This window comes from Nitrososphaera sp. (assembly GCF_013388945.1).
Classification (GTDB): domain Archaea; phylum Thermoproteota; class Nitrososphaeria; order Nitrososphaerales; family Nitrososphaeraceae; genus Nitrososphaera.
Genome location: NZ_JACAEH010000011.1, coordinates 18522 through 33755, shown reverse-complemented (window position 1 = coordinate 33755; position 15234 = coordinate 18522). Strand labels below are relative to the sequence as shown.

Here is a 15234-nt window from a genome sequence, read left to right as displayed (position 1 = left end):
ATGGCGTTGCTTCCGCCGCCGACGCAGGCGACTATTGCTGAAGGGAGCCTGCCGTAATCCTGCTGCATCTGCTGGCGCACCTCCCTGCCGATTATGCTCTGAAAGTCGCGGACCATCATCGGGTAGGGGTGCGGCCCGACGACTGAGCCTATTAGGTAGTAAGTGTCATGCACGTTTGAGATCCAATCGCGTATCGCCTCGTTTATGGCGTCTTTCAGGGTCTTGCTCCCCGAGTCGACCGGATGCACCTTTGCTCCAAGCAATTCCATCCTAAACACGTTCAGCTTTTGCCGCTCGACGTCTTTGGAGCCCATGTAGACTTCTGCAGGAAGCCCCAGCATCGCGCACGCCAGTGCTGTCCCGACGCCGTGCTGCCCTGCGCCGGTCTCTGCTATCACACGCTTTTTGCCCATCTTTTTTGCAAGAAGCGCCTGCCCGAGTGTGTTGTTTGTCTTGTGCGCGCCGCCGTGCAGGAGGTCCTCGCGCTTTAGCAGTATTTTCGCACCGCCTGCGTGCGCGGTCAGGTTCTTTGCAAAGTAGAGCGGGGTCGGCCTGCCGGCGTACTTTGTCAGGTAGTAATGCAGTTCCTGCTGGAACTCGGGGTCGTTCTTGAACTTTTCATAGGCCGCCTCAAGCTCGCTCACTGCAGGCGCAAGGGTCTCTGGTATGTACTTGCCGCCGTACCTGCCGAACTTGCCGTGGACGGGGTAACTGCCAAGCATCGCCAGAATCGATACGCCCAAGGGTTATTAATATTCACAGGGCGTTGTAGAGTTCTGCGACTTTGGCGCCAATGTCGCCTGTCTCCATGATGGAAGTTCCCACAAGAAACGCGTCGGCACCGGCTTTTTTCAGATATTGAATATCTGCGGGCTTGGAAATTCCGCTCTCGCTTATGATGATGCTAGAGCCCTTGCCGTGTTCTTTTATCAGGCGCTCGGTGTTCTTGATGTCCACTGCAAGGTCTGACAGGTTGCGGTTGTTGATGCCGACAAGCTCGTAGCGCGACTTGATGCAGTCGGCGTATTCCTGGCTGCTGTGCGCCTCCACAAGCACCTGAAGGCCTTTTTTTGCGGCGCGGTCGTAAAGCGACTCCATGCTCGACTCGGCAAGGTTGCGGTCAAAAACTGCCTTTATGAGGAGTATGCAGTCGGCACCGGCTTTTTTTGCGGCGTCTATCTGCACGTCGCTTACAACGATGTCCTTCATGAGAAGCGGTATCGCGACTGCCTTTCGTATTGCAATCAGGTTCTGCACCGAGCCGTCAAACAAATACGGCTGCGTCAGAACAGACAGCGCGGTGGCGCCTGCTTCTTCCATCGCAAGCGCTATTTCTGCCGGCGTGCCAAAGTTGCGGATCTGGCCCCGCGAAGGCGACGAGAACTTGACCTCTGTTATGAGCGGGGCATGCGGGCATGAAAGGATCGCCTTTTTCAGGCTGATGGCGTCGTGCGACACCTCGCGCTTTAAGTCGTAGGCGCCCTCGTCTATGGCCTTGTACGAGTTTTCGACCAGCTTTTCTACGGTGTCGCCGGCCTTGGCAAACCTGCTCATGCAAAACTGTGCACGTGATTGCTGCTATTAATTCTATATCGATATATATCGACGCGTCCGCCAAATAGTAGCGATGTCCGAGAGCGCGATATTCCTTGACAGGTCCAAGCTGTCGCCCCGGTTCATCCCCGAGGAGCTCCCGCACAGGGAGAAGCAGATAAAGCAGATACTGCACGTTTTTTCAGGCGCAGCCGGCGACCCCGACAGGTTTCCGCTCACAATCCTGCAGGTGGTCGGAGTCGCAGGCATCGGCAAGACCACGACTGTCATCCGCTCCACAAAGATAATCGAAGACGAGTTTGCAAAGAACAGGCGCAAGCTAAAGACTGCCTACATCAACCTGAAGCTGCAAGGCGGCAACAAGTTTGCCATCTACCGCCTGCTTCTTGAAAGGCTGGCGCCGGAGCTGCCTGCGCAGGGCCTGAGCGCCGAGGAGATGCTGCGCTATCTCTTGAGATACCTCCGCGACAACAGCCAGTACGCGCTCGTCGTGATGGACGAGATAGACTATTTGATAAAGACAAGCAAGGACACAAGCATCGTCTACGACCTGACGCGCCTGAACGAGTTTGAGCCGGAAAAGCCGTGCAACGTCAAAGGTGTGGTGTTTATCGCAAGGAGCACCGACTTTTACTCTAGGCTTGACCCTGCAGAGCTGAGCACGCTTGGACGGGTGCCAATGGAGTTTTCCCAGTACTCGCTTGAAGAGGCAAGCGACATACTTGCAAGCCGGTGCGAGCAGGCGTTCAACCCGAGGGCGATGGGCTCTGACATCATCGACCAGGTAGCCAGGATAACCACTTCTGCAGAGGTAAACGGCGACGTGCGCTACGCCCTTGATCTGTTGCTTTACGCAGGCAACCTGGCAGAGTCACAGGGGCAGGACCATGTCACGCTGGAGCACGTGCGCAAGGTGCACGGCCAGACCCACCCCACCATAACGACAGAAGAGATAGAGCAGCTGTCAAAGAACCACGTAATCAGCCTCGTCGCCGTCGTGAGGGCGCTCAAGAGCAGGAAGAAACAATATGTGGAATTAAAGGACGTGCGCCTGCACGCTGACGAGCTTGCCGAGCAGCTTGGCATCAAGAAAATGGAAGTGGAAGACTACCTAGACGACCTGAAGGTCCGCAAGCTGGTGGAGATGCGCTCCCTGAAGGAGATAGGCCTGCACGGCGCGTCGCTTGCAGAGCTCGAGCCCGTGCTCCTTGGAAGGATAAAGCAATGAGCCCGAGGGAAGCGATAGAGGCGGGCCTTGGGAGCATCGGCAAGGTAAAGATACTCAAGGCGCTTGCAGAGGAAAGCAAGATGGCAACGATATACACGCTTCACAAAAAGACGGGCCTAAAGCGGGACGACATCAAGGGCAACCTGGACGACCTGGTAAAGATAGGCTGGGTCAGGGAGGCAAAATACGCAAACGCAGTCTATGGTCTTGACCGCGAAAACGAGTACGTGGCAAGGCTTGTGCAGTTTTTCAGAGACGTAGGCTATATCGGTCAGCCGTAAAAGTTGACGTACCTGTCGTTGTCGCCGCCCTTGCTTTCCATGATGTAGAGGTTCCGAAACAGGATATCGATTGCTGCAGGCTCTGCGAGCTGGCCTGTCGCCACCTGGTACGCTGCCTCCTGGACGGCAAGGTGCTCCATCTTTTCCTCAAGCGCCTTTTTCGTCATGCCATTTTGCCTTGCGCGCCTTTCAAGGCCGGCAAGTATCCTCTGGGCATGGTAGTTTGCATGTATTTCAGTCGCCTCCTCGCTGTCGACGCGGTAGATTTCAGAGATCTTGGCGCCTATCTTGGCCTCGTCTTCTTTTGATACGTCGGTGTGCACGGCGTCGATTGCCGACTTGCCGCGCTGCCTGTCCTCGCTCATTTACCAGAAAACGTGGATACTTCTCAAGATGTTCTTATTAAGCTAGCGCGCAAAAAGGAATAAAAAGGCGCGTTTCAAAAGTCTAATGTGCAGTCGAGGCCAAAGTTCATTTTCGTAACCGGCGGAGTCATGTCGGGCCTCGGCAAGGGAGTCACGACGTCGTCAACTGCCAAACTGTTGCAGCTTGCAGGATACAAGGTGTCCTGCGTCAAGATAGACCCCTACGTCAACTACGACGCCGGCACCATGAACCCCGTGGCGCACGGCGAGGTGTTCGTTACAGACGACGGGGGCGAGTGCGACATGGACATCGGCAACTACGAGCGCTTCATCGATATTTCCATGACAAAGGACCACAACATCACGACCGGCAGGATATACCGCGACGTGATAGAGGCCGAGCGGGAAGGCAAGTACCTGGGCCAGTGCGTCCAGATAATCCCACACGTGACTGACGCCATAAAGGAGAACCTGAAAAAGACTGCTGAAAAAGAGAAACTGGACATCATGGTAGTCGAGTGCGGAGGCACCGTGGGCGACATCGAGAGCCTTCCGTTCCTCGAGGCTTTCAGGCAAATGGCCCTTGAGGCAGGCAAGTCAAATACGCTTTTCATCCACGTGACGCTTGCGCCAGTGCTTGACGTCGTGGGCGAGCAAAAGACAAAGCCGACCCAGCACAGCGTGCAGGAGCTGCGCAGGATAGGCATCCAGCCAGACATTTTGGCAGTAAGGTGCAAGACTCCGCTCACTTCAGACGCAAGGCGCAAGATATCGCTTTTTGCAAGCGTCAACGAAGAGGACGTAATTTCGTGCCACGACGCTCCTTCGATTTACAAAGTCCCAGAGGTCCTTGAAAGCCAGAAGATGCTAAAGGTGGTTGCAAAGAGCCTGGCGCTCAAAAGGAGCAAGCCGCGCTGGGGCGACTGGAAAAAGATTGCAAACTCGTTTTCAAACTACAAGGGAAACGTCAGGATAGCAGTCGTGGGCAAGTACGTAACGCTTCCTGACAGCTATGTCAGCGTCTACCACGCCCTCTCTCATGCAGGCGCCAAGATAGGCAGAAAGGTCGACATCGACTGGATAGACTCTGAAAAGTTCGAGAACGGCGCGCAGAGAAAGGTTGCGTCGCTTGGCGACTACGACGGGATACTTGCGCCAGGCGGCTTTGGCAAGCGCGGCAGTGAAGGCATAATAGCGGCTGCAAACTTTGCGCGTGAAAACGATATTCCTTACCTTGGCATCTGCTTTGGGTTCCAGCTTGCAATCGTCGCGTTTGCGCGCCATGTGTGCGGCATGCAGGGCGCCAACTCGACAGAGCTTGACCCGCACACAAAGAACCCTGTCGTTGATTTCATGCCCGAGCAGAGAAACATTCACGACATGGGAGGCACGATGCGCCTTGGAGGCCACGACATCGTGGTCGAGCAGGGCACATTTGCGCACAGCCTTTATGGCGCCGACAAGATAAGGAGGCGCCACCGCCACCGCTACGAGTTCAACCAGAATTACCTCGGCGCGGTAAGAAAGGCAGGGCTTGTGCTGTCGGCCCACTCTGATTCGGGCAAGCGCATGGAGGTACTAGAGATACCAAAACACCCGTTCTACTTTGCAGTGCAGTACCACGCCGAGTTTTCAAGCAGGCCGGGAAAACCCGAGCAGGCCTTTGAAGGCTTTGTAAGGGCTGCAGCTAAATCTTGAGCTCGTAGATCCTCTGCCGGGCGTCGCGAAGCGACGTCTTTTTCTTGACATAGCCGCCGTCCAAAAGATGCGACAATGAAAGCCGCACTGTGCGCTCGGGAAGCATGGTCCTTGACGCAAGCTCTTTCTGGCTCAGAGCACCTTCATACTCGAGCGTCTTTAGTATCAGTTTCGCGCTTGGCGGCATCTTGAGCATGTCTTCAGCAAGGTGAACCTTCTTTGCCATGAGAGACGCAGCTGGGTCGCCTGCCATCCGCACGAGCCTTGCAGGGTGCTCGTGCCTGACGCATTCAAGCAGGTTCTTTACCCTGACGCGCCTTCCGCCGTCAAGCACGACTTCGCAATGATATCGACTTGTGATGTCGGCAATCTCTATCCTGGCGCTGCTTGGAACGACGAGTGGCCTCCTGGTGTTGTCAAGCGAGTTTACAGAAACTATCAAGAACACCTGCGACTTTTGCAGGACCATGGGTCCGCCTGCTGACATGGTATACGCAGTCGACCCTGTCGGCGTGGAGATGATGACGCCGTCGCTCTGATCGTGCCAGATGTCCTTGCCGTCTATTTTCAAGACGTGCTCCATCAAAGTCGCGCTCTTGCCGGGAAACACTGCAACGTCATTTAGCGCAGGTTCGACTTCTCTGCCGTCGACTGTTACTTTGAGCCGCGTCACCTCGTCTACCTCGTACTCGCCACGCTTTAGCCTGCGGGTGGCAGGTTCCAAGTCGCGCACTTCAAGCTGGGCAAGAAAGCCGGTCGAGTCAGTCTCGTAGATGCCGAGCACTGGCGCAGACGCGGCTTGTACCTTGTGGAAGTAGTTCAGTATTCCCTTGTCGCCACCGGCCACAAGCACCATGTCAACTTCTGCTGCCGCCTTGTAGTCGTCTTTCATTATCTGCGACCGGACGCCCAGAGACTCGAGCGTCTTTTTCATCTTTGACAAAAGAGCGCCGTCCCTCGAGTCAACGCCCCAGAGCGCTACCCTCATTGAACGACTTTGTAGACGCAATGCCTGATTTAAAGCTAGGTCGCAACCTGCACCTGCATCTCGGCCCCCAGAGATAGAGGCGTTGGGGTGCGAGTTACGGTATCCCAGATAAGCACCTTGACTGTATACGAGCCGGGCATCTGTGGAACCCAGGAAGAAAGTATCGCGCCGTAGGCTGCGGTGTTGGCAGAAATAAGGTCAACCAGTACGGTGTCTCCTTCCGGCCCGACGACCTGCACTATGTAAACGTGAGCGACTGATGACCCCGCGTTATCCTTTACGGATATCTCGATGTTGTATTCCTGACCCACCGCTGGCTGGCCCGTTGTGCCGATGTTTATGCTTCTAATCTCAAAACGTCTTTCCGGGTGGCCCTCAAGGCGAGAAAGCGAGTCTGCAGGCTTGCCGTTTTGTAACACCTGTCGGGCATCCTGCAGGTTCAGCGATTCCTGGATTCCTCTGAACTGCCGGACTCTTTCTTCTATTATGGCTACGCTGTTGGAATTTGGCAGAACCGCATAGACTTTGTTGGAGGTCGGGTTTGCGGCCATGTCCGCAGCGGTGGCGCCTATCTGAATTCTGGCGCGTAGCTCCCCGTCTGCAAGGCTCGTTACGGAGACAAAGCCGTTAGAGTGAGCAGAATACAACATCCCGGATGAGGGGTTGATGGCAAGGTCGGTTGCCCCGCGGCCAAGTGAAATGGTGTCCTTGAGCCTACTTTCATCTATTACGTTTACGCTGGGCTTGGTGTTAAGCCGGCTACCAACGTATGCCGAATATGTGGCATAGTCTACAGCTATGTCAGTTGGCGAGCTCAAAGACATGCTGGACAAGACGGCACCATCTTCAGACATCACGGTAAGATTGTTTGCAGTCTCGCTTGCAATGTAGACAAGATGCCTCGCCGAATCTACTCCGATTGCAGTCGGGGCCGCAGACAGAGGTAGCGCAGCCAACGTCTGGCTGGCGTCGGAAGGCACTATGAACAAAGTAGAATCGGCCCTGTCAATAGCATAGACTTGCCCCGTTATCTGGTTGACTGCAAGGTCGACAAGGTCTGAGCCGATTTCCAGTCTTCTCACCACTGTGTCGCTTTCGCCTTCTATCAGCGTCAGGGAGCCGACTCCCGTTGTGACTGCATATATCCTGTTTGCCGCGGGAAACACGGCCAGAGCAACTGGGCTGCTGTCGAGTGATATCGAGCTTATCCTGCCGTTTGTCGTGCCGTTTATCACGTGGATGGTGTTGTCCGCCTTGTTGGCAACGTAAACCTTGTTAGTGGCCGGATTGACTGTTACCGCTACAGGATTTGCGCCCACGGCGAGCCGGGTAGAGACCACGTGTGCGTTGCCGTCTACAATAAAGACCGTGTCGCGCGACTCGTCAGCCACGTAGAGGACTCCGGTCTTTACGTTTACCGCTATGGCAAAAGGACCAGTGCCCGCTTCCTTTGAAAACAGAAATTCGGTAGCTGTGTGGGTCACTCCGTCTACCGCGCAGATGTACCGGCTATAGGAGGACACCATGTAGACTCTGTTAGTAACAGGGTCAACTGTGACATCTTTGGGTCCTCCTCTCAGACATTCACCAGTGACCTTGGGCGACAGATTGCGGTCTCCGTCTATTGCATAGAAAAAGTTTTCCAAACGGTGGACCACATACACCTTGCCCGTAATTGGATTTGCCGCTATCGCGTCAGGAAACGTCCCCACAGCGACGGAAGGGATGAGATAGACAGCGTTATTTGGAAGCACGAAGACCTTGTTGGCCGCAGGACTCGTGACATAGAGAGTCTTCGTCCCTTCGTCGAAAGCAAGGTCGCGCGGGTCGGCGTCAAGCGCGACTCGGTAAGACTGTTTAGTAAAGCCATCAATAACCGAAATGCTGCGATTTCCGACATTTGCGACAAAAATCCTGTTTGTCGCAGGATCAACCGCCACTCCGTGCGGCCTGCTCTTGACAGCAATGTCTGCTAGAACATGGCCGGTACTGCCATCAAAGATTACCAGCTCGTTGCCCAGAGGGTCAGTGACATAAACGGTGTTCGTGTTGCTGTTGACGGCAAGTCCCCCTGGAATGAAGCCCAATCGGACCACGGCTTTTTCAAAACCCGACGTACCATCTATTATTTTCAGGGTGTTCTTGGAAGGATTCATTACATAGACCGTATTCGTGTCCGCGTTAACTGCGATCTCGATCTTTACTCCAAGGGACTGGGCAGGAGTCTGGGCTTTGATTTGGGTAAATGGGGCAAAGATGCCTACAAGCACAAGAGATGCCAAGGCAATGGAAAAGCCAGACCTGAAAAGTCGCTCCAAGATTTGCTGTTTGTTATCCTTTCTGGGATAATTAAGGCATATAGAGGATTTTTCTAGAGAAAACTAGACGTCCTTGAAGCTCACCGTGTTGTAAAAGTACGAGGCGCTAGACTCTATCTTTGACATCGGAGGTATCTTGGCAAGGCCTGCCTTGCCTGTCTCGAGCGCGGCGCGAAGGGCCCCTGCGCCAAAGCAGAGCGCCCACAGCGCGTCCTTCTCCTTCACCCACGCGCACGTAAACGCAGAAGCGATGATGTCGCCGGCCCCCGTTGCGTCCGGCGTGTCGATGTCGCGCAGCTTTATCCAGTAGTGCATGTCCTTGTGCAGCATGTGGATTACCCTGTGCTCGGTTGTCACGACAAAGTCGACGCCCCTTGCCTGCAGGGCCTTCATACCTTCCACGCCCTGCAGGCCGTCCGTGAGCGCGGCCAGTTCCTGGCTGTCTGCCTTGATTGCAGTTATCCCTGCCAGGTCGATGTCTATTTTGTCCTTCAAGGTAATCCCGCCTGCGGCATCCACCTCTCTCATGTACCCTTGAGGGTCGAGCATCACAAAGTCCTTTTTGCCGCGGTTTTTCTTTATAGCTTCAAGCACCGACGCCGGTATTTCGTCGATAACGGGGCTTGCAATCCAGCAGTCGACCTTCATGTCTGCAATGTCCTGCTCTGAAATGGGCCTGCACTTTGACTGCAAGACCAGCTTTCGCGGCTCGCTGTCTTCAAGCATGAACCGCGTCGTCGGGCCGTCTGCAATGCTGCGCTCTTTAAGAGGGATGTTGTTGTCGCGCAGGATGTTCCGGGCGTCGTCGGGAAAATCGCTTCCCACCCTTGTCGCCAATTCGACGTCAAAACCAAATCGCCTCGCAGTTATCCCGCAGTAGCACGCCGGCCCGCCCAGGCTTTGTACCGTGCTGCCTCCGCTCTTTATCGTGTCAAGCACAATGTGCGAGGCGATGCCTATTTTCAAGCAAGAGGTGTGTTTTGCGCCGGATAATAAAAGGGCTTGTTGCGCGCCTCAAAACCTTTGGGATGGCGGTCAGGAGGCAGCGCCGTACCCTTCTAGGTATCGCTGCCCGGCTCGCAGCTAAAAGCGTTTGGGGCAAATTTTGCTGACAAGCACGCCCGCAAATGTTGTCCTGCAGATCGCGAGCTTATTCCGCGCAAGTGTCGCCTTTGCCGCTCCATTTTGCGCCGTACTTCATCCCCCAGGCTGCCCAAGTAGCGCCCATGGCTCCGACAAAGCCCAGGATTATCACGGCGACGACAGCGATATTCTGGTAGACGCTAAAGTCCTGCGCGTAAAAGAACAGCCACACGACCACGCCTATCAGGGCACCGAAAAATGCGAGGATGGTAACAGCTATCCTCCAGCCCATGCCTTCAGGGACCGGCTTTGACATCGGCATTTCTCCCATATCTGCTCAAATCCAGCAGAATATCATAAGCACCGGGTGTACATTGCCATCCTGTGCAATGCGGCATGACGGCCGGCCTTAACACAAGATTTAAAGTATGGCGAAGTCCAACGACCTGCATGCCGAAGAAAAGAGCGAGTCGAGGCCGTTCCAAGGGCGGCAAGGGCAGCTCAGGCGTAGTCCACTGCAGCCAGTGCGGCGCGCTTGTGCCTCGCGACAAGGCGAAAAAGGTCACCGGGAGAATAACGCTTGTCGAGCCGGCGCTTGCAAAGGAGCTGAAGGCCCAGGGCGCGTACATACCCCTGTCTACAGACGTCAAGTTCTACTGCGTCTCGTGCGCTGTGCACCGCGGAATAGTCAAAGTAAGGTCGGAAGCAGAGCGCAGAACCGGCGGAAGGCTCTGGTAATCCCACATCCTTTTTTACAGCTTGCTTGCAGTGGCAACTATTCTCTGGATTAGCGTTATCCCTGCGACTATCGAGACTATGATGACTGCCCAGTTCATCTGTGCGCCAAGCGAGATGTCGCCTGCGAAAGGAATCATGCCGATTATTGCCAGGATCAGCATGCGTTCGGCGCGTTCTCCGATTCCAATGCCCTTGAGCTCGACTCCAAGCGACTCTGCCCGGGCGCGCGTGTAACTTACAAGAAGCGACAATCCTAACGCTATCATAGACCAGACAGGGTTTGCAAGGCCGCCGACTGCGATGCCGACAAAAATCGCTACTTCTGCTATCTTGTCAAACGTCGAGTCCAAGAACGCGCCTTTTTTTGACGCCTGCTTTGTGACCCGTGCAACCGCGCCGTCTACCATGTCGAAAAACCCGGACACAAGAAGCATGATGCCTCCTGCTATTGCGGCAATCCAGCCAGGTATGCCAAATAGCGTAGAGGCGTACGCGCCGGCAGCAATAAACGCAAGCGCAAGGCCGACTCCTGTCCAAAAGTTGGCGGAAAGGCCGGTGGAAGCAAAGCCCGAGCCCAGCTTTTGCATGGCAGGCTGAATCGAGTCCCGCAGATTGTTCAGCAAGGCTGTCTGCAGTAGAGCCTGCCAGCATAATAGTTTACCGGGCCGGCACTATGCGGTACACGCTTCCGCTGTACGAGAGGACGTAGAGGTAGACGTCAGGCCCTGTCTCGACGTCGGTTATGCCCCTAAATCCCGTGCCGATGGTTACCGCCTCAAGCTCGCTGTCGCTGTCGGCGACGAGGTCTGAGAGGGCGCCTCCAAGCACCAGGCCGTCCCGCTCCTCGTTCACCTCAAAGTAGTAGAGGTTGCCGTTGTTGATGTCGCCGGCAAAGATGTTGTTCTCGTATTTCTCGCCAAGCCTAGTCGAGTTGAGAAACTCGATGTCAGTCACTCCCACAGGCTGTCTCCAGCTGAACAGCGGGTCGTCGTAATGGGCGCCCTCAAACATCACAAGGTCGCCCTCGTCTGCAGACGTCCTTGATATGGGCCCCATGACGCGCTCCCAACCGCTGTTAAAACCCGGCTCGACTATGTTTATCTCGTCGTAGATATTCGGCCCGTTTTCAGTCATCCACAGAACATCTGTAAGCGGATCAAAGTCAAGCCCAAAGCCGTTGCGGATGCCGTAGGCGTAATAGCTTGCAAGGCCGTCCCTTCCCGAAAGCACGTCTGCGACAGGCCTGCCGTCAAAGTCGACTTTTAAAATGACAGAAGTGTCGTCAGGTGCAGGCCCGTCGGGATAGTTCTGCAGCATGCCGTTTCTGTTCAGGTCGCCTATCACCGCGTACAGGTAGCCGTCAGGGCCTACCAGGATCTTGCCGCCGTCGTGGTTTGGTCCAGGAGTCCCCGGCAGGTCAAGTATCATGGCCCTGTTGGCAAGCGTCCCGTCCTGCAGGTCGTACCTGTAGACGCGCTGGCGCGTGTCAAGGCCAGTGGATTCTGTGAGGTAAAAGAACACCCTGTTCTCACTGTATGCGACGCCGAGCAGCCCACGCTCGCTTGCATTCTCCACGTCAAACGTCAGCGCAGGCTGCCTCTGAAGCGTGCCGTCGACGACCAGCCGGACGTTGCCGTCGTTCTTTTGCGTGATTATCATGTCGTCGCCGACAAAGACCATGCTGGTTGGCGCCGACAGTCCTTCCACTACCTTTTCGACTTTCAGAGAAGGATCGCTCAGCCTGGGCAGGTTCGAGTCAGGTATTGGCGTGAACGGATCGGCAGGGCTCTTGTCTGCAGAAATGGTGTCGTTTGTTCCCAAGCCGTCGCCTATTCCTGCGGGCCCACTGCCCGGCTGCCATGCCGCAACACCCGCTGCAACGGCCGCCGCGATGATAATGCCGGCTATAACCGCGACGAGACCCCTCTTCAATGCTCAAAATAGGCGTTTCTCGCTATTATGTATTGAAAAAGACTTAAACGCCTAGAATCTGCTTGAGCAGCGCGCGATAGTCCACCTTTTCCTTCTTGCTACCCGGCGACGGCAGCTCGAATATGAGCGGAATGGGCCTCTTTGCGCGAAGGTTTGTCAGCGGGACGCGGATCTCCTTGCCGATGTCGTCGCTCAGAAGGACGAGCCCCACGTCGCTTGCGTCGCCCATCTTGTTTATCTCTGCAAGCGCCTCTGCCGGCGACTCGACCTTGACGCCCTTGACGCCGGCGAGCTGGAAGCTGGTCACGAACACGCGACTTCCGATGGCAATGATTCGCATCTTGGTGGCGCTTGTCCTGCTTCCCTTTTTATTCTTTTTGAGAAGACAGGCTTTGTACCCAATCCGGACAGGTCCTGACCCCTTTTCTACCTGCAGAAAAAATGTTACATTGTGTAACATTTTGAGCACGAAAAAATGATACAATTTTGCAGGATGGCAAGAGGCAAAAAACAATCTCGTGCGCAGAATTAGTTCTTTTAAGGTAGACTTTTTTTTACAAAGCCGAGAAGACAGAAAACGACTTATACCGTCCTCTGCAAGGGTAGGTGATTTGGCTGTAGGAAAGCAGATTCCGCTCATGTTCATGCTGGCATCTTTTGCTTCCGCAGGGCTTGCGATTGTCATGACCCTCGGAGTCGGTGACTCGTCCCTTCTGTTGATCTCTGCTCCGGGCTTTATCATAGGAGCATTCTTTGCATACAAGTATTTCTCCTACGACAGGAACAAGGAGAAGGAAGAAGAGCACCGGCGCAAGAGGCACAGGCACTAGCTTGCAAGAAGGATAAGGGCTACAAGCGCTGCCAGCCCGCAAAACAGCGCGACCGTAAACTTCCACATCCCGCGGCTTGCCGCGTCGCTGATGTCCCACATGCCGCCGCGGAACGTCTGCCTGTACTGCCTCTTTATCTCGTCATAGCTGTAGACGGTCCCAAAGTCTGCCGGCGGCGTCCACGCGTGGCCCGGCGCATGCGACGGGTTTTCGTCGTATTTTCTGCGCGCCTGCTCGTTTGACAGCACCTCGTAAGCCTCGACTACTTTCATGAACTTTTGCCGGGATTCTTCAGAGTTTCTGTTCTTGTCTGGGTGGTATTTCAGCGCAAGGGCGCGAAACGACTTTTTTATCTCTTCCTGTGAGGCTCCCGGCGCCAGCCCAAGCTCGCGGTAATAGTCTGGCACAGGTACCTGCGCGTCAAAGTCGTAAATAAACTGTCGCTGCTAGCCTTCGGCCCTCTTTTTGAGGGCGGCGTTCATCTCCTCAAAGCCCTTCTTGACGTCGTTGTCAAGGCTGGAGCCGAAAAACGAGGTGAGCAGGCCGCCAAACACCTCCCTGTGCACAAGGCGCACGCTTTTTTCGCTTACGCGCTCTATCACAAAGATGTGCTCGCCAGAAAGTAGCCCGGGCATCTTGCCGAGCCAGCGCAGCTCCTGCTCCGGCGCCACCCGCGTGACCTTTGGCGAGTACTCGCGGTTTGCGCCTGCCGGCGTGGTGATGTGGATGTGGAGCTTGGCCCCTTCCACCAGCTCGCCTTCTATCCTGCGTATGAACGGGTTCCACTGCGGGTAGCTTGAAAAGTCCGTCAGCACCTGCCAGACTCTGGACGGGCTTGCGCCGATGTCTATCTCGGTCCGGATCTCCTTCAATTACCTGCCTTTGTGCAGGCATGTTATTTTAGCTTCTGCTCACAAACTCGACGCGTATCTGGTCGCCGTCGCGGAGCACGATGTCCAGAAACGAGCCGTCTGTGTGCCTCTGGCCGTTGACGTACACCGTCGTGTCGTACTTTGTCAGGTCTATCTTCCAGTTGTAGAGGAAGTGCCCGAGCGTAAATGGATACTGTTCTTTGTATGCCACGTGAATGACGCCTTCTTCAAGCGTGTGGACGGGAAGCGTGCAATCCTGCGTCATGCCAATCCCGCTTGCCACCCTGACAGGAACGCCGTCTTCTGTTACTGTTATCGGCACCGAAAGCTGGAATGGCTGCGAGCGTGGGTCGCCTATGCACTGGTAGATGGGGTCGCGCTCTCTGAAATAGCCAGTCACTGCCATCGTGGCCGCGCCTGCGCCCACTACCACGACTGCAAGAAGAACCATCGACCAGACAAGGCGCCTCTTTTTCTCCGCGCCCTCTGACGGCCCAAAACCCATGGAGATACCTGCCTGTAAAAAGTTAAAAAGACTTGGGTTACTGCCTGATGGCAATCACGTGGGCGACGGCGTCAGCCATCTGGAAGCCTGCGAGCAGTTTTGCAGCAGGCACAGTGGTGACGTAAATCAGGATGCCCGGAACGGCTGCGCATACGATCAAAGTCAGTATAATCAGCCACACGGCAGTCATCTTTTCAACCATCGAGGGGATTTCGCCTGTCTTGGTTATATAAGTCTTAAAAACGGGATCAGCCGGCTTTTGGCGCCGGCGCGGGCTTTGTCTGGCCCTTGAGCGAGTCCAGCTCTTCCCGGAGCTCCTCGTTCTCGTCTTCGAGCACCTTGAGCGACGTTATCGCCTCCGCGTTTTGCGCCTTTAGCTGCTGCAGCTCGCGGACCACCTTGTCGTACTGCGCCCTGTCGATTGCCGGTGCCGGCGCGCTTTTCTGCGCGACTTGGAGCCGCGCGCTTTCAGCTTTTAGCGACTCGATTGTCCTGTTTGCGCCTGCAAGCTGCTCCTTGAGGGACGCCACTTCTGCGCCCGCAGATTTCAGCTGCTGTACAAGCCTGGCGCCGTCTTCGGCCATCTTTTGGCTCTGGGCCTGAGAGCGCGCAATCTCTGCCTTTAGCTGCGCTACAAGCTCCTCGCTTGCGGCAGATGACGACTTCTCTACAAGTTCTGCCATTATGAGGGGTACGAGGTCGGAATTGATGTAGGCAGACTGGCCGAAATCGAGTGTTATGGCGCCCCTCGACCGGAGGAGGCTTTCTACCGCGGCGTCAAGCGTGAACGAGCTGGCGTTGAACGTGAACAGTTTCCCAGACAATCCAAGCCTTGTTGGCGC

General features: G+C 55.4%; 20 protein-coding genes. 5 read left to right on the top strand and 15 right to left on the bottom strand.

Annotated features, from left to right (window positions below; translation table 11 throughout):
• Both trpB and HXY31_RS06545 read right to left on the bottom strand, forming a co-directional pair.
• Positions 1-722, bottom strand: a 722-nt coding sequence (gene trpB, locus HXY31_RS06550) for a tryptophan synthase subunit beta (protein ID WP_292641089.1), incomplete at its 3' end; no start/stop codon positions are given.
• Between the two features lie 34 nt (positions 723-756).
• Entirely contained in the window at positions 757-1554 is a 798-nt protein-coding gene (locus tag HXY31_RS06545; protein WP_292641088.1) for an indole-3-glycerol-phosphate synthase, read from the bottom strand.
• Between the two features lie 73 nt (positions 1555-1627).
• Here HXY31_RS06545 and HXY31_RS06540 point away from each other — a divergent pair, with 73 nt between their 5' ends.
• Together HXY31_RS06540 and HXY31_RS06535 are read left to right on the top strand one after the other, a co-directional pair.
• Complete coding sequence (locus tag HXY31_RS06540; RefSeq protein WP_292641085.1) at positions 1628-2782, top strand: AAA family ATPase; 1155 nt, start codon at positions 1628-1630, stop codon at positions 2780-2782.
• Positions 2779-3063 carry a hypothetical protein gene (locus HXY31_RS06535; RefSeq protein ID WP_292641083.1) on the top strand — a complete coding sequence of 95 codons (285 nt, stop codon included), beginning with the start codon at positions 2779-2781 and terminating at the stop codon, positions 3061-3063. The genes HXY31_RS06540 and HXY31_RS06535 overlap by 4 nt, the downstream gene beginning before the upstream one ends.
• Here the strand turns inward: HXY31_RS06535 and HXY31_RS06530 are convergent.
• On the bottom strand, positions 3054-3428 hold the full coding sequence (locus HXY31_RS06530; RefSeq protein WP_292641081.1) for a hypothetical protein: 375 nt from the start codon (positions 3426-3428) through the stop codon (positions 3054-3056). The two genes, HXY31_RS06535 and HXY31_RS06530, sit on opposite strands and share 10 nt — an antisense overlap.
• Before the next feature lie 87 nt (positions 3429-3515).
• Between HXY31_RS06530 and HXY31_RS06525 the strand changes: the two genes are divergently transcribed.
• Entirely contained in the window at positions 3516-5126 is a 1611-nt protein-coding gene (locus HXY31_RS06525; protein WP_292641079.1) for a CTP synthase, read from the top strand.
• Here HXY31_RS06525 and HXY31_RS06520 read toward each other — a convergent pair.
• The 4 genes from HXY31_RS06520 to HXY31_RS06505 form a co-directional block, all read right to left on the bottom strand.
• Positions 5116-6114 carry an NAD(+)/NADH kinase gene (locus HXY31_RS06520; RefSeq protein ID WP_292641076.1) on the bottom strand — a complete coding sequence of 333 codons (999 nt, stop codon included), beginning with the start codon at positions 6112-6114 and terminating at the stop codon, positions 5116-5118. The genes HXY31_RS06525 and HXY31_RS06520 overlap by 11 nt on opposite strands.
• Before the next feature lie 35 nt (positions 6115-6149).
• Positions 6150-8201, bottom strand: coding sequence for an SMP-30/gluconolactonase/LRE family protein (locus HXY31_RS06515; RefSeq protein WP_292641074.1), 2052 nt, complete (start codon positions 8199-8201; stop codon positions 6150-6152).
• A gap of 294 nt (positions 8202-8495) precedes the next feature.
• Entirely contained in the window at positions 8496-9398 is a 903-nt protein-coding gene (locus HXY31_RS06510) for a PfkB family carbohydrate kinase (protein WP_292641071.1), read from the bottom strand.
• A gap of 184 nt (positions 9399-9582) precedes the next feature.
• Complete coding sequence (locus tag HXY31_RS06505) at positions 9583-9831, bottom strand: hypothetical protein (RefSeq protein WP_292641069.1); 249 nt, start codon at positions 9829-9831, stop codon at positions 9583-9585.
• 134 nt (positions 9832-9965) lie between these two features.
• On the opposite strand from HXY31_RS06505, the gene HXY31_RS06500 reads away from it, so the two are divergent.
• Positions 9966-10253: a 30S ribosomal protein S26e gene (locus tag HXY31_RS06500; RefSeq protein ID WP_292641067.1), complete on the top strand. Its 288-nt coding sequence runs from the start codon at positions 9966-9968 to the stop codon at positions 10251-10253.
• A gap of 14 nt (positions 10254-10267) precedes the next feature.
• Here the strand turns inward: HXY31_RS06500 and HXY31_RS06495 are convergent, their stop codons facing one another.
• From HXY31_RS06495 to HXY31_RS06485, 3 genes are read right to left on the bottom strand one after another with little or no spacing between them, the layout of a single operon-like run.
• Positions 10268-10876: a CDP-alcohol phosphatidyltransferase family protein gene (locus tag HXY31_RS06495; RefSeq protein WP_292641065.1), complete on the bottom strand. Its 609-nt coding sequence runs from the start codon at positions 10874-10876 to the stop codon at positions 10268-10270.
• 34 nt (positions 10877-10910) lie between these two features.
• A complete protein-coding gene (locus HXY31_RS06490; protein ID WP_292641063.1) occupies positions 10911-12185 on the bottom strand; it encodes a PQQ-dependent sugar dehydrogenase in 1275 nt (424 codons plus the stop codon).
• Positions 12186-12228: 43 nt separating this feature from the next.
• A complete protein-coding gene (locus tag HXY31_RS06485; protein ID WP_292641060.1) occupies positions 12229-12525 on the bottom strand; it encodes a V-type ATP synthase subunit F in 297 nt (98 codons plus the stop codon).
• Between the two features lie 271 nt (positions 12526-12796).
• Here HXY31_RS06485 and HXY31_RS06480 point away from each other — a divergent pair, with 271 nt between their 5' ends.
• A complete protein-coding gene (locus tag HXY31_RS06480) occupies positions 12797-13015 on the top strand; it encodes a hypothetical protein (RefSeq protein WP_292641059.1) in 219 nt (72 codons plus the stop codon).
• Here the strand turns inward: HXY31_RS06480 and HXY31_RS06475 are convergent.
• Genes HXY31_RS06475 through HXY31_RS06455 form a run of 5 tightly spaced genes read right to left on the bottom strand, consistent with a single transcriptional unit; the run spans position 13012 to position 15216 of the window.
• A complete protein-coding gene (locus HXY31_RS06475; RefSeq protein WP_292641057.1) occupies positions 13012-13422 on the bottom strand; it encodes a J domain-containing protein in 411 nt (136 codons plus the stop codon). The genes HXY31_RS06480 and HXY31_RS06475 overlap by 4 nt on opposite strands.
• Before the next feature lie 39 nt (positions 13423-13461).
• The gene (locus HXY31_RS06470; protein ID WP_292641055.1) at positions 13462-13887 is read right to left on the bottom strand and encodes an SRPBCC domain-containing protein; all 426 of its coding nucleotides are present in this window, start codon (positions 13885-13887) and stop codon (positions 13462-13464) included.
• Positions 13888-13915: 28 nt separating this feature from the next.
• Positions 13916-14392 (bottom strand): hypothetical protein, encoded by a 477-nt coding sequence (locus HXY31_RS06465; protein ID WP_292641053.1) that lies wholly within the window; start codon positions 14390-14392, stop codon positions 13916-13918.
• A 37-nt stretch (positions 14393-14429) separates the two neighbouring features.
• Positions 14430-14594: a hypothetical protein gene (locus tag HXY31_RS06460; protein ID WP_292641051.1), complete on the bottom strand. Its 165-nt coding sequence runs from the start codon at positions 14592-14594 to the stop codon at positions 14430-14432.
• 46 nt (positions 14595-14640) lie between these two features.
• Positions 14641-15216 carry a hypothetical protein gene (locus HXY31_RS06455; protein ID WP_292641049.1) on the bottom strand — a complete coding sequence of 192 codons (576 nt, stop codon included), beginning with the start codon at positions 15214-15216 and terminating at the stop codon, positions 14641-14643.
• Positions 15217-15234 lie beyond the last annotated feature (18 nt).